We start from the raw sequence: 23202 nt of genomic DNA on the forward strand, positions 1-23202 counted from the left end.
AAGGGGACTTTGCTTGTATTTAGACAAAGTCCCCTTCAGGGGATTTAGGGGTTGTAGGGCTATAGAAAACTAATTTCCAGACAGTTTCCAGACAGTTACAAGCCTTTCCTAAATGTATCGAATACGATTGAAAAAGCTGAAAAAACTAACGCTCTTGGGCTTGGGTAGCTTGTTGTTCGTACTCTTCGGCTTCACTCAATTTCAAAAGTCAAACGAATTGAAACCGTTTCAGCTAACCGGATTGGCGCAGGGAACGACCTACGCCATTACGTATTACAGCCAGCGTGAAATCATCCAGAAGCCTCAGATTGATAGTATTTTTAGTCGGCTCGATCAATCGCTTTCCATTTATTCGCCCACGTCGCTCATTAGCCAGTTTAACCAATCAGATACCGGAGTCGAAACGGACACGCACCTTCGGCAGGTAGTTCAGAAATCACTGGCGATTTTCAACGAAACGGCTGGTGTATTCGATATAACCGTTTACCCACTGGTCAACACGTGGGGCTTTGGCATTGAGAAAATTACGACGCTTCCCGATTCTGCCACGATCAAATCGTTACTGACCTGCGTGGGCTCGGGGAAACTCCGATTAACCCAGAATCGGCTTAGCAAAACAGTTCCTTGTACCCGAATTGATGTTAACGGAATTGCCCAGGGTTACAGCGTCGATGTGGTGGCGAGTTACCTTAAAAAACGAGGTATTCGAAACTATCTGGTTGAAGTGGGTGGCGAGATACGCGTAAAAGGACGCAAGTATCCGCAAAACACGCCCATGTCGATTGGCATTCAGACACCTACCAAAAACGAGTTCGAGTCAGCATCCATTCAGAAGGTGATTGAAGTAGCTCAGGGGGCCGTTACTACGTCGGGTAATTACCGAAAATATCGGCAGGTTGGCCCCAATAGGATTTCGCACATAATCGACCCTAAAACAGGATACACCAGTAAAAATGAACTCGTTAGCGTCACCGTCGTGGCGCATGATGCCATCACCGCCGACGGATACGACAACGCTTTATTGGCGATGGGCTTACCACAAGCGCTATCATTCCTGAAGCATCATCAAAACTTGGAGGCTTATTTTATCTACCAGAAACCGAATGGAACCGTTGCCGATACGGCCACAGCCGGTTTTTATAAACTCATGCGGTAGCCAACGTAGTGGCATCGAATCCCGATCAATTTAGTGACCTCTATTATGCTTGAACAAACTTGGCGCTGGTTCGGTCCAAATGACCCTGTATCGCTTAACGATGTACGCCAGGCGGGTGCGACTGGTATCGTGACTGCTCTCCATCACATTCCCAACGGCGATGTTTGGCCTGTCGATGAAATACAGTTACGAAAAACGACAATTGAGAACCACCAGTTAAGCTGGTCGGTCGTAGAGAGCCTGCCCGTTCACGAAGCGATCAAAACACGAACGGCTGATTTTCAACGATATATCGACAATTACAAGCAGTCGATAGTCAACCTGGCACAAGCAGGTATCGATACGATCTGTTATAATTTTATGCCGGTTCTTGACTGGACACGTACGGACCTCGATTTCCCAATGCCCGACGGCTCGACTGGTTTGCGATTTGATGCGACCGAATTTGCCGCTTTCGAGCTGTATATACTCCAGCGGCCGGGTGCCGTCCATTTGTATACGGACGATCAAAAGCAGCAGGCGAAAACTAAACTAGACTCCATGACCAAAGAGCAGGTTAACCGCCTGACCCGAACCATTATTGCCGGGCTTCCCGGTTCGGAAGAAACGTATACGGTCGAGCAATTTCGTAGCGTGCTGGATGAATACAAGGCTGTGGATGATCAGGCACTTCGTCAACATCTGTACGCCTTCCTACGCGAAGTTGTTCCGGTTGCTGAATCTGTAGGAGCTCGGCTGGCCATTCATCCTGACGATCCCCCCTACCCGATTCTTGGTCTACCACGTATTATGAGCACCGAAGCAGATGCGCATACGTTGCTTGCCAGTATTGATTCGCCAGCGAATGGGCTCTGCTTCTGTACCGGATCTTACGGCGTCCGACCCGATAATGACCTGGTGGGTATGGTTAACCGATTAGGTGCCAAAATTCACTTTATTCATCTCCGAAGTACAGAACGCACCCGACGATTTGATGGCGTTTTGGACGGAAGTTTTCAGGAAGCCAACCACCTCGAAGGCGACGTGCCAATGGTCAGCGTAATGGACGGCTTGCTAGCTGAACAGCAACGGCGACAGAAAGAAGGACTTGTGGATTTCCGGATGCCATTCCGACCAGATCATGGACACCGAATGCTCGATGACCTGACTTCAGGCAAGCATACGAATCCAGGCTACACGGCCATTGGCAGACTGCGCGGATTAGCCGAGCTTCGCGGGCTAATGAGTGGGCTTTCTTGTCGCAAAGCCGCATGTTAACAGAAATTATCTCCAAATCCTGCTGATTTTCCCAAGAATTGAGAATGAAGCCTCTTTAGATTGAGTTGGACAGAATGTAAAATGATGGCCTTCTGAAGTAATAGATATTATTTCAGTAAAGGAATAGCCAAACTTTCAACAACCTCGCCAATATTATTTTTATAATGTAATTCTTTGGATATTTTACCAATACAGTTTTGTCCAGTATAAGGTCATTCATTGTCATTTAATGAACTAATTAAATGACAATGAATCAGTCAGTTGTCTTTATAGTGAATGTATGTTAAAAATCGTCCAATAAAACCTCCGAATAAATTCAGGACAAGACATCGTGTCAAGCTTTTCAGCGTAGTCCACTTTCGTCAAGGCATCACCAGTCTACGTCGTTAAATTCAGTCTTTGATTATAATTTATTAATTACTTGGAATTAATTGCTCAAACGCTCTTGACACTTAACTGGATGTATGTCTACTAATCTAGCGAATATACCCCTCCAACCCCTTCTAGCAACCGAGTCGACTTATACGGCAGCTGTTTCTTGCTGAGCAGTGGGCCAGTCAGTATAACCGCGCTCGGCGCCACCATAGTACGTATTCCGATCAGCAACAGTTAGTGGTATGCCCTGCCGGAAGCGCTCGACCAAATCAGGATTGGCAATAAACGAGCGACCAAAGGAAATGACATCGGCGCTGCCCGAAGACCGGGCTTAGAGTGCCATCTCAAGTGTGTAGCCGTTGTTGGCAATGTAGGGGCCAGCAAACTGCCGACGTAACACGCCCAAATCAATTCCAGCTGGTAATTCGCGTGAGCCACCAGTTTTCCCTTCTACCATGTGCAGATAGGCCAGATTAAAGGTATTAAGCGCTTGGATCAGGTAGCCGTAAGTGCCCATAACATCACTGTCGGGTGGGGTATTCCCGGCATCGGGCGTGGTAGGGGATAGACGAATGCCCACTCGACCACTATCCTGCCACTCTTCAACGACTGCTGCGACCACCTCCAAGGTAAGCCGGGTACGATTCTCAACACTGCCGCCGTACTGATCGACACGCTGATTGACAGAATCACGAATAAACTGATCCAGTAGATAGCTGTTAGCCGAGTGCACTTCTACCCCATCAAACCCTGCTCGTTTGGCGGCTCGCGCGGCAAGCCGGTATTCACCCAACAGGCCGGGTATTTCATCCGTGTGTAAAGCTCTGGGCATTGAAACCTCCTCAAAGCCGGTAGCTGTAAACGTCTCTCCCTGCGCTCGCACGGCTGAAGGGGCTACAGGAGCCTGACCACCCGGTAGTAGCGACACGTGCGAGAAGCGCCCAACGTGCCAAAGCTGACATACGATTTTACCACCGGCTGCGTGCACGGCATCCGTTACCTGTTGCCAGCCAACTACCTGGTCCTCCGACCAGATGCCTGGCGTAAAGCCATATCCGCGAGCCTGGGGCGAGATATTAGTAGCTTCACTGATCAGAAGACCAGCACTGGCACGCTGCGCATAATAGGTAGCGTGCAGGACAGTTGGAACACCATTCTCCCCCACTCGACTCCGAGTCAGCGGAGCCATGGCAATCCGATTAGCCAGATGTAAACTGCCTAGTGTGACAGGATAAAAGAGGTCCGTCTCGTTCAATGAATGAAGCATAATCGCTTGTACCTTACACCGCAGGTGCTAAAGGAACTTGAGTACCGCCAGTCTCCTGCATAATGAGAAAATAAACTAGGTATAAGAACTCTTATACTCCATACTGGTGGTAGACCTTGGCGATTACGAGCCAGCGGCCTTCCTGCTTGAGTAGGGTATGAAAGTCGGTATAGTCTGCGCCAATAGCGTCCTGCTCCATATCGACACGGACAACGGCGGTGGTTGGGGTGATGGCAAGCACATCGATGCGGGTCTGAATAGCCGGCGCGTCGCCGTTCTCCTTCACAAATTCGTACAGGTTACTAATAGGCCCGCCAAGCAACTGACCATTAGTAAACCCGTACATTACGGCATCAGGATGAAAGGCCTGTGAAACGCCCTGGCTGCTACCTACATGCAGACCATCGACATAGGCCTGCACGGTTGCAATTACCTCATTGTACTCTTGCGTGGGGGTGGTTTTGATATTCTTCGACATGAGACTTGATCGTTAAAATTTCCCTATCGGAACTACTCGAATTCGAGTTAACAAAGTAACCCATTCGTCAGCCCTTACGCCCGTGATATAACGCACTATTTTTGCGTGATCTAGATCACGAATGGATCTTTCGCTGACGGTCCAAGATAGCTTCGTAAATTTAGAAGTAAGTAATTGACCTAATCGCTTTAACTGTCAGGCTTCCCCTTTTTATCCCTTATCAAGATCGTGACAGGCGACTAAGCGTTTCTCGAGTTACTCCTAGATAGGCCGCTAGCAGTGACTTGGGAACACGTCTATTTAACTCTGGGTATTGACGTACTAGGGAATGATAGCGCTCAGTGGCGCTGGCGGATAGTAGTGATAATAGGCGACGTTGTAACGCAGCATTGCCAACAGCATACTTTTTTCTAAAGAAATAGGCCATCTTTTGGGAGGCCTCACACAGCTTTTCTTTATTTTCGAAGCTAATGGTTAGTACTTCGGTTTTTTCTATACAGTCAATACTAAGTGTGGCCAACGTCTGTAAATTGAATGCGGTAAAATCGGATATCCACCACCCTTCCATCGCAAACTGAAGGATATGTACCTTCCCGGATGAGTCGACATATGATGATTTTAACAAACCATGCACCACGAAAAACTCGATAGGAGCAGGTTCGCCAGCCTGTAATAAATAGTGGTACTTTTTAAAAGTACGCGGGGCAAAATAAGGACTGATTTCCGTAAACTCCTCATTTGTAATGGCTACAACTTGATTAATGTGTGCGTGAAGAGCAGATTCCATACAGGCTATTAAGTAGCACGGTTTGCACTTTAATTCGTTGCAGCTAATCTATTCAAGCTGTCTTACGAAAAAAGTAAAGCTATTGCCATTTTTTGTTATTTGAAGCTAGTTTTAGACGTTCAGTTAAAAGTCCGAATAAAATTAGGACAAGACAGTCAGAAAACACATCGTTAAACTGGGTGATATGGAAACACCTAAATCTTTATTCCTTTACCTAAATCACACCTACCAGTCGAAGTGCGGTTTCGGTTATTTCATTCAGCATAGGCTGGTAACCCTGGGCAATCCAGCGCAGGGCCATATGAATGTCTACACCCAGTATGCCCTCAAATAGTAAGTCGTTCAGCTTCCGGTCATCCTGTGTGATTACCTAGGCAAAGATGGATCGGGTTTCCCGTAAAGAGGTTTCAAAGGCCTTGTCAACAGCCTGGCTTGTATTTGCTCATTATAGCTGTTGTTGACCATTTAGTCAACAACTCAGAGCATCCGTACCAACTTCCAGACATAAGCACATACCTTTTAAATCTTAAGTTTGAAACGATCATGGCGCGGTTATATACGGCCTGATAGCATCAGCCCAAACCTGGTAGCCTTTATCAGTTGGGTGGACATAATCTAGCATCATATCGGGAAGGAAGGTTCCGTCTGCCGCAAGCATACTTGGGCCTATATCTACCAGGGTGACATTATTATCTTTTGCAAATGAATCAAGCTGACTATTGATCTCCTTGATGAGTGTGCGGAGCGGATTTAATGGGTCCTTACCCCTCGGGAATATGGCCATTACGACGATCTGTGCCCTGGGCACCTTTGACCTTACCCGCAAGCATATCTCACGTATACCTTCAACAATTTCGGCAGCTGTGTTTTTGCGGGCATTCTTTGTTGGGGTGGTATTATTTGTCCCTATATCAACGACCACCACACGTGGGTGCAGTCCATCCAGCTCACCGTGATCAAGCCGCCACAGTACGTTTTGGGTGCGGTCCCAGCCAAAGCCCAGGTTAAGTACCCGGTAGGGGCCAAATACACTTGCCCATGAAGTTTGGCCGTTCGGCTCCCGCAACTTGCCATCCGCATACCTTAATTGCGGCAAACCTCCCCAAAAATGCGTAATGGAATTACCGATGAGCACTACCTCCGGGTTAATAGAATCCTTAACTCTCAATACTTCCGCGTGACGATCCCACCAGTTGTAACTATCATTCTCTAATTTGGAAACAGGTAGGATAGCCGTGTTACTTACCGTATCGGTATCTAACGACTTATCGCCCATCAATTCAGACAGCAGGGGTTCCATGGCACGTGCCCATAATTTTGCTGCGGCCGGGCTAGGATGCAGGTAATCCGGCATTAGGTCATGATTTATAGAACCATCAAAATTGAGAAACACGTGGTTTACATCGCTATAGAAAATGTGCTTACCATCAGCCAGCTTCGATACGATATCGGATGCCCGCTCTAGTATGGCTCGGTGCGAGGTTGGATTTGGCCCATCATAGCTGCCGGGGAAACAACGCAGTATGATGATTTTCGTATCGGGCAACTTTTTTCGGATGGTATTGACAATACCTTCTATGCCGCCAGCTAATTGCCCGGCAGTATGGCGTGTGCGATAATGTTTCCCATCGACATTGTTTGTACCTATCTCAAGCACCAGCACTTTGGGCGACTGTCCATCGAGTTCGCCATGCTCAATATTCCATAGAATATGTTCAGTGCGGTAGCCGCCGAAGCCGAGGTTTATTGCTTTTCGAGGTGCGAAAAACTGGTTCCAGACTGGCTGGAAATTCGGATATTCGAAATTGTTGGTAATGGAATTGCCCAGCATGATGAGGTCGAACTTTTCTTTGGCAACAGCCTCCAGCTTTTCAGCGTGGCGTTTTTTAGACCAGCCCTCAACCGGAACAGCGGCAGGATTCGGCCCGGCATTTTCAACCAAAGGAGTTGATGACAAGAAATCTTTAAGTACACCTGGTAATTGCAGGCCAGCCGCAAAAGGATTACTATCGTTTTGTGAAGCATAAGCACTATCTGGCAACAGCTTAAAAGTTTCCTGCCCTTCATAACCCTTCCAGGTTTTGGCGTATTCATCGCAGCTTTTTATCCAGGCTTTATTATCATTTGACGAAAAACTAACAAATAACCTGGCTTTGGGCTTTACGGGGGGCATTAACGCCGGGAACACAGTACCTATCGATGTTTCATCCAGATATTGGGGTGAAATAAGCACCAGATCGTCGGGTTGTTCGTCATCGTTAAGCTTTTGTACTATTCGTGCCGCAAGGTGCCCTCCTGAAGATATACCGATTATATCCAGGCGCTCGCCACGCAAACCAAAATATGCTCGGTCTGTCTTAAGCAGTTTGAATGCTTTTAAAGCGTCCACGAGTGCTGAGTCTCGAACAGCGGTAGTTTTACCGATATGGTACTCTAGTAGGGCAACATCAAAATTTTGTTGGTTGAGGAACGCAGCGGCTTTCTGGCCTTCATTCTTCATCCTGATTGTTTCATATCCTCCTCCAGGTATTAACAGTATGGTGCCTTTGGGAGATCCAGATTTTGCCCGCAAAAGCAACAGTAAAGGTTTAACAACATTATGCAGGTTGCCATCGGCCGCCAAGTGGTTTGCTTCCCCTAAGGGCTGACCATTTAGGGATAGGTAAGCCGCCCGGACCATTTTTTTATCTTTAACGCCGACCTGGGCGTTTGCTGTTAAAACGCCCAGCAGGAAAAAAACACCGAGTGTTATAGTCAATTTCATTATTTATGACTCATTTAAATTAAAGTAGCTTCAAAAATATATGTAGAGTTGCGAGAAAATTCCTTATATCCCATGCTTATCCTCCCTAATCAGACCGGTTTTATTTGAAAATCTTCTGAGTGAAGTCGTATAGATTGTGTCGCCATACATACATGCTGTGTCCTCCTTCCATTTTTGACAAGTCGGATTTAATGCCATACTTGTCGAACACAGCTCTGGTCAGATCATTATTTTTATCTGCAATATCGGATTGGCCACCCGTTGTGAAGATAAAATACTTTACCGTTTGCTTCAAACGAGGAGCTGCGGCTTTGACTAACTCATCATACTTTTCATAAATCTCTGGCCTGTTAGCAAACCATCCTGAACTCATGACATTTACGTAGGTAAACTTGTCTGGAAATTTCAACAGCGTCTCCAATGTTTGCAGCCCACCCATTGAAAGTCCGGCAATAGCACGGTGCTTGGTATCGTTCCAAGCTCTAAAATTAGCCTCCACATAAGGAATAATGGTATTGCCAAGATCGTCTGCCAGTTTATCGACAGGAATACTTCCATCAGGCATTACCACAATCATTGGAACTATCTTGCCATCGGCAAATAGGTTGTCCAGAATCGAGCCTGCTTTACCTTGCCCAGGCCAGTTGGTATCGTTATCGCCACCACCATGCATTAAGTAGAGAACAGGAAGTTTTTTATTGCCCGCAAAATATCCGGGAGGTGTCCAAACAAACATACGACGGGTCGTATTTGTAGTTTTGGACTGATAGTAAACAATCGAGAGCAAACCGTGCGGCACATCTTTCTGTTGCCAGAAAAGCGTTTGATTTTTGGGCACTATGTCAACCATTGGGCGAAAATCAGCGACCATTGGATTTTTGGGATCATTCACTTTATTACCATCCACCAGAAAAAAATAGCGGTACACACTTGGGTTTAGACCGGGAGCAGTAGTAATAGTCCATACACCGTCCGCTCCCCGCTCCGATTTTAAAGCTTTGAGATCGCCACCGACGGTAACTTCTTTAGCATTAGGGGCATACATGCGTAAGGTCGCGCTGCTGTCACCATTTACTTCAAAGGGTACGAAATTTACACTTGGAGCGGTTGCCGGAGGTTGAGCATAGATTCTGGCAATGCTACTCAGAAGCAGTAATAATAAGCCGATTCGTTTCATTTTATCTGAATTAGTTGTATCGTTTATGTTTTCTTCATAAGGTACCTGTGTGACAAAATCAGTCAAACAGGTACCTTATGAATGATTATAAAGTCTTCAAAAAATCAGTCAATACGTCCACGGTTTTAGCCAGCTTATCGTGATGCAGATTGTGCCCTGCTCCATCGATGTGAATCAGTTTCCCCCTTTGCATGACAAGGGCCGCTTCTTCATTGGCCTTGCGTACTTCGGGCTTTGCATCTGCTTTCAGAATCAATGACGGCACCTTGATTTTTGCCAGGGCATCCGCAGTACTCATCGTGCCTGTCAGAGCCTGAGCTTGCTCGGGCGTGTAAGGACCATGGTATTGCTTTTTTGAGATTGCCCAATAATATATATCCACATCGTCCCACAGCGGATTCTGACGCTTCCCTCTCGCTACAACCTCATCAAATGGCGTGTTATTCTGGGCAACAAGGGTATCCGGACTTTTGAACATATTGGGTCTGCGGACTGGTGTTTGAGCGGATTGTGCAGTTGATTGATCTTTACGTGCAGCATCAGCTGCCTGTGGTGTCGGACTGGGCGCTCTGTTAGCTACGGAGGGATCAAGCATGATAATCGCCTTTGCCAGGTCGGGATACTGTGCCCCTACGCGCATGACGGTGGCTGCTCCCATCGAATGCCCCATCAGGATCGGTTTTTCAAACTTCATGAATTTGACAAAATCCACTACATCTTTGATCATGGTTTCCCCATTATCCGATGTCGTAGGAGGATCGGACAAACCATGCCCACGGGTATCAATCATATAAATATCGTAAGCGTCCTGTAGCTTCAAGGTCAATGTAGTCCAGCTAAGCCCGATATCGGTATACCCATGCACCATGACCATTACAGGTTTACCCGGCGCGGGCTTGGCATGATAGTAATGGGAACGTATTCCATTGACATAGGCATAACCATCCAACCAGCCAACCGGAAACTTTACAGACTGGGCGTTGCTAACAAGTGTGGGCAAAAGCATCAAAAGGATCAGGATTGATAAATACTGTTTTGTTTTGGTCTTCACGATTGATTTGTTTACATAGTTCATTTGTAGTCGTATTAAAAGTTATTGACAAATTGATGTAGTTATATCGCCAGCACCGCTTTCAGCTTTCGTTATAAGAAGCTGAATGATACACCGCCCGTCTTTGCAGAGCCTCCATGGATTTATTTATTGTAGGGCTATCCAGCACTTGCCCTATTCCATTACGACCGTAGGTCCGCGCACTATAAACCGCCGGAGTACTCATGGACACAGGCAAACCAGACAGCGCTAGCCCTGGGACCACCTGAAGCTGACCAAAAACTGAAAGGCCATTTTTTACTTAATTTTAATTATTACTGTTAATCAATTAATTAAAAAGCGCTGCGTACTGGAGGGGCAATGCCTGTAGTTCTTTTAGGCGTATATTTTTATAGTATACCTCAGACCCTTCACTTTGCAGTTGTAGCTTACCTTCAGTAAGGGGTATTGCTTTCCCATCTTTCATGTAGCGTGAATCTTTCAGCACCATCACAACATGCCCGTTCACGACGTGTAAACTTTTCCCCTCAAAGCAAATTAGTTCGATCGAAGTCCATTCATCAGCAGGGCTTTCATAATTCTCGCTTCGTAGACAAAATCCTTCTGGATGAGAGGCACCAAAAGGCAGGAATGGTTGGTTTGCACTCCCGATACTGTTCATCTTCCCTTCGGGTAAGTAGGCGCGAATGTCGATGGCTGAACTGCCAATATTCCAGTAATCACCAATATGGCCTTCCATGATCTGAAACTCTTGGGAAAGCATCCAGGCCCGCCAGTAGTCAACTCCGCCTTCGCCAATCGAATGGTAGAGTATGCCGGAATCTTTTAATTTGTTGAGTCTGGGTTCATGTTTAAGCGTTCCCCACTTTACCTGTAATTTTAGATGGTAGTTTTTATAGGTCTTTTTGGTAAACACACAACCGTAAATCTCACCCGTAATTTTAAGGACAGGTTCTCCTTTCTGCTCAACTACGGAGAAAACATTTTTCTCATTTTTACTATATCCCACGGGTATCAATTCTTCTCCCTTGGCATTCACAGGTTTTTTCCCACTATAACTATCTTTATGGCTAAAGCTTAAATAGGTATCCCATAGCGACAAATTTTTATCCAGTAAGCTTACCCATTTTTTTGTCGCCAGCCTGATGGGAGGATCGGAAACTTCTGCCTGAAGGTGTAGGGAAAAAGTTGTTGCAACCATACAAGCGGAGGTCACCAGGGCGTGGCGGAAATAGGTCATTACAGTACTGGATGAGGATAAGTTATACTTCCTGTTGCACTTCATTTTTTAGTAGGATTTAACCTTGTATAGACTTCATCAAACGATGTAGTGGGTGAAAAAAGGAAAGAAAACTGGTTAGTAAGGAATAGGAGTTAAATCAGATGATTGGCTGCATCTATGATTGGTTTCCCTTTTTAATAAGCTCGGCGAATGCGTTTATTTAGCTTCGGCCAGCTCCAGCACAACGCTGGCCCGGTTGGCCGAAACCTGCGGATTGAAGCCAACAGTCATCAGATAATCTCCTGAATAGGTGGCTGTATTGGCGTTGATGAATGAGCGGCTGCCCGGATAAATGTTTACCTCCTGAAGGGTGTAGCGTTTAGCCGGATTGAGACCACTCAGGCGAATGGGTTCAACCGTACCGCTTTTGTAGCGATTTCCCACCAGATAGCTAAACCACATGGCCTTGTCCTGCGCCGGATTGACAAACATCAGCGAGGCTACGTCACTCGTATGTGGCGATTGCAGCCGGAACAAGTCACCCTGCCAGATGACGTCGTGAACGCGTTCGTAGGTTTTTAGAGTTTGCTGGCTAAACTGCAAATCGTTCTCGGACAGCTTACTCACGACGATATCGTAGCCCATTTTACCCATCATGGCTACATCGGTGCGGAATTTGAGCGGTTGCTTACCCCAATCGGTAATGTGGTTGCAGGTAGCGATAGCGGGGTAGAAATAAGAATAATCCCACTGCATGAAAATACGCTCCAGCGGGTCGGTATTATCGCTGGGCCAGAATTCGGTGAAATACTGCAACCCACCGTAATCAACCCGGCCACCCCCACCCGAGCAAAGCATCATGGGAATAGTGGGGTATTTGGTGCGAATCCGGGCCAGCACTTTATACAAACCCTGCACATAGTCGACGTACAACTGGGACTGGTTGGCACTAGTGGCAGAATAGGCGTTATAAATAGCTGCATTACAGTCCCATTTTATGTAAGCCAGCGTAGGGTTCCTGGTGAGCAAATCATTTACGACGCCATACACAAACTCCTGCACTTGTGGGTTGGAAAGATCGAGCACCTGCTGATTACGAAATACCGACTGCTGGCGGTTAGGCGCTTTGATGACCCAGTCCGGGTGTTTTTCGTAGAGTTCACTTTTCGGACTCACCATCTCCGGTTCCAGCCAGATACCAAACCGGACACCCGCTTTCTCGGCTTCTTTCACCAGGTAGCCGAGGCCATGAGGCAGCTTTTTAACGTTCTCCTGCCAGTCGCCCAGCCCGGCGCGGTCGTTATTGCGCGGGTATTTGTTAGCAAACCAGCCATCATCCAGCAGAAACAGATCAACGCCCAGCTTCTTGGCATCTTTGAACAACGTTGTTAAAACGTCCTCATTGAAGTCGAATTGCGTGGCTTCCCAATTGTTGAGCAACGTTAATCGCGTACCCTGGCCTTGGGGAATACGGTGTTTTCTGGCCCAGTTGTGCATATTACGGCTGGCCAGGCCCTTACCCTGACCCGAGTAGGTGTATAATAGGGCAGGCGTCACAAACTCACGGCCGGGTGCCAGCAAATAGTCGGATGCGTACGGGTTTATACCCGCAATGACCCGCAAATGATGTAACGGATCGACCTCGAAGGCCAACTGATAGTTGCCCGACCAGGCCAGTGTACCAGCAATGACTTCGCCGGTTTCCTCAGCCGCCGGTTTATTAAGTGACAGCAGGAAGGAAGGGGGCTGGAATAAATCAGCCCGCGTACCGAGCTTACTATCCAGAATGGTCATGCCAGCTGCTAAAGGGGTTTCATCGGGGCGCATTTCCTGCGCCCAGTCGCCATGGAAATGAGTCAGGTAGTAGTCTTTGGCGGGAATGTAGAGGTTGGCCGATGCGTACTTGTGCAGGCGGACCGCCGTTTTTTCGGAATGGCGAATCGAGGACCACTGCTCAATCACATCTTCATTAACGTAAGCCTTATAGAAAAGCGTTACCTCAAACGGATACTTCGGATCTTTCAGGTACACCGTCGTTAGCTCGATGCCGCTGCCAGCCGGTTTGGTTTCATGCCGAACGTATTTCAAGTCCAGCGTCGGGTTGCCATCTGCGTGTAAAGCCTGGATGGCTGGCTCCAGCAGGTTACGGCCACCAGCCGGTGTGTAAGCCGACTGAAACATGTAGGAGTAAGTCTCCTCATTACGGGGATTTCCGCGTACACCGGCGTATTCAGCCTGGTTCTGGAGCCGTTTCCCCAGATAGATAGTCAACAGATTTTGAGCGGTATCCACCCGTAGCACCAGAGCGGTGTGCTGCGTTTCTATGGGAATATTGATATCGGCCAAAGCCGTAGCCTGCAGGCCGGGCAATGCAAGAAGCAGAAAAACGAAAAGCAATTTCATGAATTAAGGGGTGATATTAAGTGAGCTAACGTTAGACTGAATAAGCATCCTTCCTTTACACGGCAAAGCGTGCTTATTCAATTCATGGTTACTTCGAAGTAACAATACTAGTTGGTCGCTATCATCAGCTATAGGCGGAGTCCTTTTGATCAGGTTGGTATAAACCTTGACGAATCTGCCAAATTTCCCCGGCATTTTCGGCCTGCCATTCGAGCCTATGCAGTCCATTGCGAGTGGCAGCTCCCTACGTCTGACCCTGACGCATAAACTTCGGTTCGGCGAGGTTGTACACGTAGTCGTTTAGCTGTGATGAACGGTTATTACTTGAACAACAGAGGGGTGTATTCATTGAGGTATTGCCGCCAGTTAACCCACGTATGCCCTCCAGTGGTTTCTTTATACTGGTACTTGATCTGGTGTTTATCGAGTAAGGCCAGCGTTTTTTTGTTGGACTCCATCACAAAATCATCCTTACCAATACGAATCCAGAATAGTTTTTTTCCCTTGTTAAAGGAAGGATCGTTCAGTACATTGGCGTATTTGGTTTCGGCCTCCTCGGCGGAAGCACCAAAAAAACCGGAGCTAAATACGCCAACGTAGGTAAATAATTCCGGATGGCTCAGCGTAACATCCAGAGTTTGAAAACCGCCCATTGACAGACCCGCAATGGCCCGGCTTTCGGGCGTAGGCAGGGTGCGGTACGTTTTTTCTACTGTAGGCATGATGTCTTTGAGCAGTTCGCTTGCAAACAGATCTCGCGCCCGGTTCATCGGTTGCGCAGTAGGCATACCCGGTTGGGAAGGCCGGGGCATACTCCCATTGGGCATGACGACAATCATAGGTTTGGCCTTTCCGGCGGCCAGTAAATTATCCAGGATAAAACCAGCCCGACCGACCGTGTTCCAACCTGAATCCTCATCCCCGGCACCGTGCAGCAAGTAAAAGACCGGGTAGTTACCCGTTCCCTTTTCGTAACCCGGAGGGGTGTAGACGTGCATCCGGCGCTGCATACTCAGGGTGGTTGATGCGTACCAGACTTCTCGCACTTGGCCATGGGGTACCGCCTGATTATCCTCGAAAGCCGTTTCCGGACCCGGTAAAGCCATTATGTTTTCTAAACTGCCAGTACCCTGCTTGATGATCGGATTTTTTGGGTCCATGGTTCGCACGCCATCGACGGATAAGGTGTACGAGTAATAATCGGGTCTTAAGGGACCGAGTAGTATCGACCAGACACCCTGGTCGTTCTTCGTCAGCTTAAGCGGTTGGTTACCCACGGGGAAATCACCCCCTACGCTTACTTCCTCCGCTTTGGGGGCGTAAATCTGTATCATCACCCGCTGGTCGTTGAGTATCTTAGGCGACTGGATGGTATCGTTGGGCGTTGGCGTCCGTTGGGCTACGGTTCCTATTGACATCAGCATTGCCCCTATCAGTAGATAAGAGCAGATATTCCTTGACGTTTTCATGTAATACGGAAATTGGTTAGTGAGTAAGGTCAGTTGAATTTGATCGCATGTAACCAGAAAAAGTGAATGTCTTTATTGACTACTATGTGGCTGGCGGGAAGAAGCCGTTGGCGCTTTTAACCGAGTGGCCCGGGGAAAACGCCCACCGAGTTTACGGCCATCGGCCAGTGACTGGCTTTTAGTCGACGACTATTGCCTGGGCGGTTTTTAGAAACTCACCTGTGCCTGGTTTATTGGCTCAAGCCTAAGGGTATTTGCTTCGCTTATTTATGAGTCGGATGAACTATATGTTTATTCGTTGATTCATCGACGCAGGTCGACAAGGCCCGGTAGGAATGGTAAGCGGCTTTCCAGCGTCTTTCATTAAGGCAATTAAACAAAACTTTCTATACAAAGCGGCCAACGTGTGATTGAGCAGTAGCACCCGTAGTATCGGTTATTAATAACCGACATTACTGGTCACTCCTTCAGGCTTTTCAGATACGCAATGCTTTTGGGCATTTGTTCGTATTCATGATTGCTCTCATCTTCAATGTAATAATGTTTCACGCCCGCTTTTTTGGCCAACCGTAAAATTTCTGGAATATTCACCTGACCCTCCCCTAGCGTCACGTCATTCTCGGGGGGGGTGCCACCCGTTAAGTCACCCTTAACGCCTTTTTTGAGGTCTTTTAGGTGCATTAGCTTGTAACGGCTTCCATATTTTTTTAGTAAGGCTACCGGGTCAGCTCCCCCATGTTGCGCCCACAAAATATCCATTTCGAACGAGACGTATTCAGGGTTGGTATTCTTGACAATATAATCATACAGGGTGCCATCTTCGTAAGGATGAAATTCGTAGCCGTGGTTGTGGTAGCAGAATGTGAGACCATTCTCTTTCAAAACCTTGCCTACCTGATTAAAATCGGCAACAGCTTTCTTAGCATTATCCAGGTTGAAATTTGCCTTTTGATGAGGAATCCAAGCCACCATCACAAATGAAGCCCCTAGCGCTTTTGCTTTATTAATCGCTTCCATAGGGTCTTTTACAATCTGCTCATACCCTGATCCAGTAGCCGAAATTGTAATGCTCCGTTCGTTGCATAATTTTTTAAATTCGGCTTCGGTCATCCCTCTGGGTGCTCCCCCTTCCATATCGGTAATGCCCAGGGCTTTGATCGTGTCCAGCGTAGCAATAACGCTCTTTGGAAAGCTAGCTCGATAGGTGTACGACTCAACGCCAATTGGGAATGTATAAAGCTTGCCTTTCTGGGCAAAGCTGTCGGCTCCACCGAGTACGAATGACGTTGCTAAACACAACGGGAAAAGGATTTTTTTCATGGTTATAGATTTTTCTTTTTTAATTCGTTTACAGCAAAATTGGCCGCTCTGGCCGTGAGAGCCATATAAGTCAGCGATGGGTTTTGCGTAGCCGTCGAGGTCATGCAGGCACCATCGGTAACGAAAACATTTTGACAGTGGTGAAGCTGATTCCACTTATTGAGCAGCGATGTTTTCGGGTCTTTTCCCATTCGAACACCGCCCATTTCATGAATATCGGAGCCGGGTGCCGAATGCGAATCAGCCGCTTTAATGTTCTTAAAACCCGCCAGGGTAAACATCTCGGAGAGTTGCTCCATATAATCGTTCACCATTTTATCGTCATTCTCGGTCCAGTCGGCCGACGTAACCAGCAGTGGAATTCCGTAAGGGTCTTTTTGCGATGTATCCAATCGAACGTGATTCTTTTCAATCGGAACGGTTTCACCCATCATCCAGGAACTCACATTCCACGGACCTGGCTGTGGATTAAGCAGGCTTGCTTTTAAGTCGGCCCCCAGGCCGTCGCGATTCTGAATGCTTCCCCGACCACCCCCTACACCAGCGGCATAGCCACGTAGAAAGTCGGTCTCCTGCTTATGGAGATTTCGGAAACGGGGCATGTATCCATTACTTGGATTTCGTCCGTCGGTCGTTTTATCCAGAAAACCATCGTATTGGGCTGACACGCGCCCCCGGTAATTATGCCAGGCAATGTATTTCCCCAGCAAGCCGCTATCGTTACCCAATCCAGTCGGAAAACGACTGGAGACAGAATTTAATAAAATGAGGTTGCTACTGAGTGCCGAACCATTTACAAAAATGATTTTGGCGTAGAACTCCATCATCTGCTTTGTGTGGCCATCCACTACCCGAACGCCCTTAGCCCGGCCTGGCTTTTTTTCATCGTAAATAATCGAGTGTACCACCGAATGGGGACGCAATGTCAGGTTACCCGTTTTCTCCGCCCATGGCAGCGTGGATGCGTTGCTGCTGAAATACCCACCCAGCGGGCAGCCACGCACACAAAGCGTGCGGTGCATACACTGCGCCCGACCTTGCTGGTAGTGAATCGGTTGCGGCTTGGTTAGGTGAGCGCACCGGCCCTGAACCACGTGTCGGTCTTGGTAATTTTTCGCCAACACATCTTTTAAATGTGTCTCAACGCAATTCAGTTGAATAGGCGGTAGAAATTCGCCATCGGGCAGTTGGGGCAGCCCGTCTTTATTACCGGATATGCCCGCAAATTTCTCGACGTAACTGTACCAGGGCGCAATGTCAGCGTACCGAATCGGCCAGTCGACGGCATAACCATCACGCGCGGGACCGTCGAAATCGAAGTCACTCCAGCGCTGGGTTTGCCGCGCCCACAGCAACGATTTGCCACCAACGTGGTAGCCTCGCGTCCAGGTGAACGGCTTTTCTTCTACGTACGGCTGCTCGCCCTCTTTGATGGCCCATTGCAGCGTTTCTTCCCGCATAAAGGAGCGGCTTTTGCCGTACTCAGCCCGCATGTCCAGTGGCACCTGTCCCCGATGTGGAAAGTCCCAGGGGTTCAGGTTGGCAGTTGGATAGTCTGTCACATGCTTTACATCGCGACCCCGTTCGAGCACCAGCGTTTTCAGTCCTTTTTGGCAAAGCTCCTTCGCTGCCCATCCTCCGCTAATTCCCGACCCGATAACGATGGCATCGAAAGTCATTGCCTTTACGGCGTCTATTGTCAGATTAGCCATTAGTTTTTTGAAAAAGGGGTACGCCGTTTTAACGCCAAGCCTGTTCTATCGGTGGTTACTCGTTGCTTTCTGGGTCAGTGCTTGTGCCGGTACGCAACCGTAATAGTGACCGGGCGCCATGACGTAGTGATAAAAGTTGGTCATGACGTATTCAGACGTTGTATAACCCTGAATCGTCAGGGATTTCATTAAGGTCAGGAATTCTTGCTGATTGGCATCGGTGCTATTGGCCATCCTGGTCAATAGCGCTAATCGCTGGGTTGCGTCGGCCTGTTCAAAGGGTTTTCTATAGCTTTCGGTACTCATAGCCGATACCGCCTTTAAGCCGTTTCTCGCTTTTTGTTGGGTGGATTTCTCGTAACAATCAGCCAGCATACGCTCAACGAATAAGTGGACACCAAGGTCTTTAGCACCCGGCGTGGATTCGCTGGGCGAATTGGTTACGGGAATGATTGTTTCGACAACTTCTGCCAGTAAGTCCCTATCAGCAACCGACAGAAAACTTGGGGCAAACACAACCGACGCTTTGGACCATCTGGTAGCCCAGGCCGGGGTGATGAAGAAGGCTCCAGTAGCCAGGGTTAGGTGTTTAATGACTCCGCGTCTTTTCATGATTGTACTTGAAACCTAAACTTGTTCTATAAGACTTTCGAATAAATGGCATATCATCGCACGATGGGCATTTATATGTTTATAAAATCTCTGTCTGACAGCCAATCGTAAAAAGGTCGGTCCACCCAGCCGCAGCACCTGTGTTTGTTTTACGCTTTAGCCATGGCCTGCCTTCGATAAATAAACGGGCAGTTTTGCCAGCACACCTTCTTATTGAACTTGAGATTCACAACCGTAATTCTTTGAGCGATCGGATCAGTGTAGCCTCTCGTTTTCCACTACTTGTGCCATCTACATTATTTCTTTAAACGCATTAAATTTCTGACTCGTCTTATCGTGCGACAACACTTGATGCCTTCATTCATTGGGGCTAACTTTATTGATATTAAACATCCAGGCAGTCAAGGGTTCCAGCCACTTTGTATGGGGGCCTTTATCTCCTTTACTAACACCAAAACCATGTCCTACCTCCGCGTAGATATGCAACTCCGCTGGAACTTTAACCTCTTTGAATTTTAAGTAAAGTTTAGGCATGCCCGTTGAAATGCTTTCCATATCCTGGTAGCCACCAACTATAAACGCCGGTGAAGATGATTTAGAAAGGGTGATATCGTTAACCCAGGCTGGATATACTAGCACTTGAAAATTTGGCTTGCTGCTATACGTCTCTACGCGGTCGGTGGCTTTAACATCGCCGCTATCCGTTTGTATATCGGTTAGTGCGGCAACCTGCCCACCGGCAGAAAAGCCCATAATGCCAATTTTTTTCGGATCGATTTTCCATTCCGCTGCCCGGCTTCTCACTAACCTGACGGCTCTCAGCATATCTTTTACGGAATGTCCTTCGATCGTGTACGTTGAATTTTTATCCCGTGCCAGGCGGTATTTCAAAATAAATACGGCTATGCCCCTATCCGCCAATAGCGGGGCTATATTATACCCCTCATGGTCCATCCAAAGCTCTTTATGAGCGCCTCCTGGTGCTATAACAATAGCAACACCGGTGGCTTTTCCCGGCTTGGGAATATAAGGCGTAATGGAAGGTTCATGCACATTAGACACGACTTGCTCTCCGCCTCCCGGGTCAATCCGCACCATTTCTTTACCACCGGCAGGATTTGCGCCGGGTGCCCCATTGGGCCATACTTTAATTTCAGCAGGGTGCTGAGCCTTAACCGCGAAAACGGTTACCAGGCTCAATATCAAAACTAAATTGTATTGATAGCGAATCATTTTTTTGACTTTGACCATATAGTTGATTGTACATTAAACTTGTGATTGGCTTTATACGCTAGCGTAAGATCATATACCTGGGAATTATTTCCTGAAGAGTTTATACGCTTTACTGAGAAACAACGGATACAAATGCTCATGTTTGGGCATATTCAGGTAGTAGAGTGCGATCATGTTGTTCTCCGGGTCAATGATGTACTCCGTACCATACAATCCACCCCAGGCAAAGGCCGTGTTGGAAACTTCAGGAGCGGGTTTTTTATTCTCGTTGTACAATTCAAACCCCAACCCGAAACGAAAACCTTTACCGCCCGCATTGACCTCAGGCAAGCGATTCACTTTCGTCATGGCGTCAATGGTTTCCCGTTTCAATATCCGGTGTCCGTTAAACTCTCCCCGGTTCAACAACATCTGGCAAAATTTAGCATAATCGTCTATCGGGCCATTCAGCCCCAGTGCGCCTTCAGCATAAGTTTGCTCCTTGCTCACGGCTCCCTCGCTAAATAGGCTGGTTGCCGGTTCCAGCTTTCCATCGACCGCATTGTAGGCTTTAACAAATAGGCTCAAGGCGGCCGGTTCATAATACCAATCCGTCTGGGTCATTCCCAGCGGTTCCAGTACGGTTTCTTTTACGTACTGACGCAAAGGCTTACCCGAAATTAGTTCAATCATGTAAGCCAGCATATTAGAACTGATATGATAGCTGTACTCACTTCCGGGATCAAAGCCCAGGGGGTATTTAGCCAAGGCAATCATCTCATCTTTGAGGTATTTCGCATTGCCTGCCCCACCCGTTCGCTGCCCTGGGCCGGGGGTTCTGCCTGCGGTCGTGTCGCCATTCACTTTACGGATGGAGTCGGCCTGCTGTATTTCTTTACGTCTGAATTTTCCAACCAGTCCAGCATTCAAACCCGACGAATGAGACATCAGGTGTGCAAACGTCATTGGTTTAGCCACGGGACGTGTTTCGTACGTGCCATCCTCATGAACAACCGTAATGACTTTGTCTGGAATTCCAGGAAAATAGGTCGAGACGGGATCGTCAATCTTAACCAACCCTTTCTCAACAAGGGTCATAAACGCAACGGTGGTTATTGCCTTTGTTTGGGAGAATAAAATATAATAGTCATCTGGAGTAGCCGGAACCTTGTTCTCTATATCCTTCCAGCCGAATGCTTTTTTATAGACTACAGTACCCCCTTTGGCAACAAACCCAACCACACTGCTTACCTTTTTTTGACTAACCAAAGACTGTAACAGCGAATCCAGTCCAGCGATTTTTTCGGTACTCGTACCTGCTTTTTTTAGATCAACCTTATACTTGAATTGTTCCGGTACCGCTTTATTTTGCGCCACACAGGTGGAACTTAAAAACGCACCAGCGATAAAAAAGACAGCGAGATAATTTCTTTTCATTTTTTTATTTTTAAAGCGGGCTTATAAATAGATCCTTTAGGCATACTAAACGGGTGCATTTTGACCGATTAAAAGCAACTATTCATCAGGTAATCATAGATAGTTGTCATACAAGAGTTGTCGCTACCGGATTAGGTCAATCGCCATCCCTAAATTGGATAGATCGTATACGAACAGGTGAGCCACTAAAAATAAAATAGATGTCGTCCAGGCCCGTACGCGTAGTTGCAGCAATTGGAATTGGCATCTTATCCCGGTATTCACCCGAGAAGCTTCCCAGAAGTTGTCCACCCACGCCACCCAGGCGAGCTTCTATGGTACCCGATTGCATCGGTGCTCCAGGTCGGCTGGGACCCCGGATCAGTTCGATTTGCTTAATGCCAGCCAGATCTAGGGCGTTAAACCCTAAAAAGGCACCCGAACTTCTGATCATAGCCAGGCTGCTGTCAGGGGTGAAACTGATGTCTTTAGCCACATTAGCGTGAGCAACCGGCACCGTTGGGCTTCGTAAGACCACGATAGTTTCACTCGACTGAGAAGCAGCCGTTTTGGTTCCCCGGTCCGTATAAGCCGCCCGGAAAATAAAGCTCCCGTCGGTCGTGGCACCGCTAGCCACGTCGGTCTTATAGGTGCCTTGAACGGGCAGCGTTCGGGCGGGTTTGGGCGCTTCTGACAAACTTAAAATATAGGTTGTTATGGACTTTACATCGCTTTCCGCCATAGTCGGGTGGGCCGGCATAGACGCGTCGCCCCAAACCCCGGAGCCTCCCTGTAGTATTTTCTTAGCCAGGCTGGCACTCGCCGATGGATCACCTTTGTATTTTTGAGACACAGCCAAGAACGAAGGACCCAATACCTTCTCCTTCACGGCATGGCAGGACTTGCAATCACTTTTGTTGATGAGCGATACAGCCGTAGCGTATTGGGCCGAGGCATCCACACCCAATTGATTTTGGGCGATGCGCGTTAAATTATACCCTTCAGACAAATAATTGGTACTGACCGAAACCTGAGCGGGCGAAATCGTTTTATGGACCAGGCTACCATCTTCCTTATCGCTGACCTGGACGGCATACTCGATACGTTTACCTGGGAAAAAGAAGCTGGAATTTCCTTTCGTGATCGCAAACGTGACCACGGGTGGTTCATTACCCGCCTTGATGAGGACGGATTTCGAATTTTTCGCCCCGGCCTTGTCGATGACCGTTAGGGTTGCCTGGTAGGTACCGGGGGTGGTGAGCGTGAGGGGAAGATTAGCTTGGTTGGATTGCTTGAAGGCCGATCCGTTTCGCGTAATACGCCAGGCGTATTGCAACGTATCGCCTTCATCATAATCGTGGGTACCCGCCGACGAAAGCGTAATGGGTAGCGGAATCGCACCGGCCGTCTTGCTGGCGGAGGCTTCCACCTGTGGTTTCCGGTTGCCCCCGTTGTATTCGATACGGATCAGCTCGGCCTCGGGGTTATCTTTAAAGTAGCCATTTCCGTATTCGAGTACATATA

At 47.8% G+C, this 23202-nt stretch carries 19 protein-coding genes; 4 read left to right on the forward strand and 15 right to left on the reverse strand.

Annotation, left to right across the window (positions count from 1 at the left end; genetic code table 11):
- Positions 1 to 127 precede the first annotated feature (127 nt).
- Positions 128 to 1156, forward strand: a complete 1029-nt coding sequence (locus tag ACFS25_RS27020) for an FAD:protein FMN transferase (RefSeq protein WP_381507537.1) — start codon at positions 128 to 130, stop codon at positions 1154 to 1156.
- 45 nt (positions 1157 to 1201) lie between these two features.
- Positions 1202 to 2413 carry a mannonate dehydratase gene (gene uxuA / locus ACFS25_RS27025; RefSeq protein WP_381507539.1) on the forward strand — a complete coding sequence of 404 codons (1212 nt, stop codon included), beginning with the start codon at positions 1202 to 1204 and terminating at the stop codon, positions 2411 to 2413.
- Positions 2414 to 3119: 706 nt separating this feature from the next.
- Here the strand turns inward: uxuA and ACFS25_RS27030 are convergent.
- The 3 genes from ACFS25_RS27030 to ACFS25_RS27040 all read right to left on the reverse strand — a co-directional run bounded on the left by ACFS25_RS27030 (position 3120) and on the right by ACFS25_RS27040 (position 5320).
- A complete protein-coding gene (locus ACFS25_RS27030; RefSeq protein WP_381507540.1) occupies positions 3120 to 4055 on the reverse strand; it encodes an alkene reductase in 936 nt (311 codons plus the stop codon).
- A gap of 91 nt (positions 4056 to 4146) precedes the next feature.
- Entirely contained in the window at positions 4147 to 4533 is a 387-nt protein-coding gene (locus ACFS25_RS27035) for a nuclear transport factor 2 family protein (RefSeq protein WP_381507542.1), read from the reverse strand.
- Between the two features lie 220 nt (positions 4534 to 4753).
- The gene (locus ACFS25_RS27040; RefSeq protein ID WP_381507544.1) at positions 4754 to 5320 is read right to left on the reverse strand and encodes a Crp/Fnr family transcriptional regulator; all 567 of its coding nucleotides are present in this window, start codon (positions 5318 to 5320) and stop codon (positions 4754 to 4756) included.
- Between the two features lie 184 nt (positions 5321 to 5504).
- On the opposite strand from ACFS25_RS27040, the gene ACFS25_RS27045 reads away from it, so the two are divergent.
- A complete protein-coding gene (locus ACFS25_RS27045; RefSeq protein WP_381507546.1) occupies positions 5505 to 5654 on the forward strand; it encodes a hypothetical protein in 150 nt (49 codons plus the stop codon).
- A gap of 207 nt (positions 5655 to 5861) precedes the next feature.
- On the opposite strand, the gene ACFS25_RS27050 is transcribed toward ACFS25_RS27045, so the two are convergent.
- The 5 genes from ACFS25_RS27050 to ACFS25_RS27070 all read right to left on the reverse strand — a co-directional run bounded on the left by ACFS25_RS27050 (position 5862) and on the right by ACFS25_RS27070 (position 13937).
- Complete coding sequence (locus tag ACFS25_RS27050; RefSeq protein ID WP_381507548.1) at positions 5862 to 8084, reverse strand: GDSL-type esterase/lipase family protein; 2223 nt, start codon at positions 8082 to 8084, stop codon at positions 5862 to 5864.
- A gap of 100 nt (positions 8085 to 8184) precedes the next feature.
- Positions 8185 to 9261 (reverse strand): alpha/beta hydrolase-fold protein, encoded by a 1077-nt coding sequence (locus ACFS25_RS27055; RefSeq protein ID WP_381507550.1) that lies wholly within the window; start codon positions 9259 to 9261, stop codon positions 8185 to 8187.
- An 85-nt stretch (positions 9262 to 9346) separates the two neighbouring features.
- Positions 9347 to 10267, reverse strand: a complete 921-nt coding sequence (locus tag ACFS25_RS27060) for an alpha/beta fold hydrolase (protein ID WP_381507552.1) — start codon at positions 10265 to 10267, stop codon at positions 9347 to 9349.
- 373 nt (positions 10268 to 10640) lie between these two features.
- Entirely contained in the window at positions 10641 to 11552 is a 912-nt protein-coding gene (locus ACFS25_RS27065) for a 3-keto-disaccharide hydrolase (protein WP_381507554.1), read from the reverse strand.
- Between the two features lie 198 nt (positions 11553 to 11750).
- Positions 11751 to 13937, reverse strand: a complete 2187-nt coding sequence (locus tag ACFS25_RS27070; RefSeq protein WP_381507555.1) for an alpha-galactosidase — start codon at positions 13935 to 13937, stop codon at positions 11751 to 11753.
- A gap of 166 nt (positions 13938 to 14103) precedes the next feature.
- Here ACFS25_RS27070 and ACFS25_RS27075 point away from each other — a divergent pair, with 166 nt between their 5' ends.
- Positions 14104 to 14241: a hypothetical protein gene (locus ACFS25_RS27075; RefSeq protein WP_381507557.1), complete on the forward strand. Its 138-nt coding sequence runs from the start codon at positions 14104 to 14106 to the stop codon at positions 14239 to 14241.
- A gap of 16 nt (positions 14242 to 14257) precedes the next feature.
- Here the strand turns inward: ACFS25_RS27075 and ACFS25_RS27080 are convergent, their stop codons facing one another.
- The 7 genes from ACFS25_RS27080 to ACFS25_RS27110 form a co-directional block, all read right to left on the reverse strand.
- Positions 14258 to 15406: an esterase gene (locus ACFS25_RS27080; RefSeq protein ID WP_381507559.1), complete on the reverse strand. Its 1149-nt coding sequence runs from the start codon at positions 15404 to 15406 to the stop codon at positions 14258 to 14260.
- A 459-nt stretch (positions 15407 to 15865) separates the two neighbouring features.
- Positions 15866 to 16726 carry a sugar phosphate isomerase/epimerase family protein gene (locus ACFS25_RS27085; RefSeq protein ID WP_381507561.1) on the reverse strand — a complete coding sequence of 287 codons (861 nt, stop codon included), beginning with the start codon at positions 16724 to 16726 and terminating at the stop codon, positions 15866 to 15868.
- Positions 16727 to 16728: 2 nt separating this feature from the next.
- Positions 16729 to 18438: a GMC oxidoreductase gene (locus ACFS25_RS27090; RefSeq protein ID WP_381507564.1), complete on the reverse strand. Its 1710-nt coding sequence runs from the start codon at positions 18436 to 18438 to the stop codon at positions 16729 to 16731.
- 45 nt (positions 18439 to 18483) lie between these two features.
- Positions 18484 to 19050 (reverse strand): gluconate 2-dehydrogenase subunit 3 family protein, encoded by a 567-nt coding sequence (locus ACFS25_RS27095; RefSeq protein WP_381507566.1) that lies wholly within the window; start codon positions 19048 to 19050, stop codon positions 18484 to 18486.
- A 357-nt stretch (positions 19051 to 19407) separates the two neighbouring features.
- On the reverse strand, positions 19408 to 20301 hold the full coding sequence (locus tag ACFS25_RS27100) for an alpha/beta hydrolase (RefSeq protein ID WP_381507568.1): 894 nt from the start codon (positions 20299 to 20301) through the stop codon (positions 19408 to 19410).
- A gap of 66 nt (positions 20302 to 20367) precedes the next feature.
- Positions 20368 to 21699, reverse strand: a complete 1332-nt coding sequence (locus tag ACFS25_RS27105; RefSeq protein ID WP_381507571.1) for a serine hydrolase domain-containing protein — start codon at positions 21697 to 21699, stop codon at positions 20368 to 20370.
- A 136-nt stretch (positions 21700 to 21835) separates the two neighbouring features.
- The coding region (locus ACFS25_RS27110; protein ID WP_381507573.1) for a PKD domain-containing protein at positions 21836 to 23202 on the reverse strand (1367 nt) is incomplete at its 5' end.

The organism is Spirosoma flavum, assembly GCF_042686045.1.
Taxonomy (GTDB): Bacteria; Bacteroidota; Bacteroidia; order Cytophagales; family Spirosomataceae; genus Spirosoma; species Spirosoma flavum.